We start from the raw sequence: 560 nt of genomic DNA, 5'->3' as shown, positions 1-560 counted from the left end.
GCGCGACGACGCAGTGCGCATACAACGTGCCGCGCTGTGCCGAAAGGGTGGGCATGTCGTAGTAGCCTTCCTCTTCCGGGGTCACCGCGCGCCCCTCGATGAAGCCGACCACTTCGTCCAGCACGCTGGCGTCGCCGGTGACCTCCAGGTAGCGGCATGCACCCTGGGGCAGCCACAGATAGTCGTCCGAGCAGCGGGTGCGCACGCCGCGACCCTGCGGCGGGTGCCACCAGTGCATCACATCGCCTTCGGTGAACTGGTGTGCCGCGCAGAGCAGCAGGTGTTCGCGGGTCAGGTCCGGGCGCGCGTGCACGAGGGCGAGCGCGTCCTGCAGCTGGTCGCGGAAGCCGAACGCGCCGCCGGACTGATAGTAGCCACTGCGTGCCAGGTAGCGGCAGCCCAGGGTCTGGTAGACCAGCCAGCCATTGGCCAGTGCGTCGAACGCCGGGTCCGGCGTGCGTACCTGCACCGTGGCCAGTACGTTGCGCCAGTGGATGCGCACGGCGTCCAGCGCATCGATGGCTTCCTGGTTGCCCTGGCGGCTTCGTGCCAACGCCAGC

The 560-nt window shown here is 69.1% G+C and carries 1 protein-coding gene; it reads right to left on the bottom strand.

Annotated elements, in window-relative coordinates; all coding sequences use genetic code 11:
• Window positions 1–560 (bottom strand): GH36-type glycosyl hydrolase domain-containing protein (locus ACXJKJ_RS31675; protein WP_457395675.1); only part of this gene is annotated, 560 nt, incomplete at both ends.

It is taken from the genome of Roseateles sp. P5_E1 (assembly GCF_054049335.1).
This window is presented reverse-complemented; position numbering and strand designations above follow the sequence as displayed.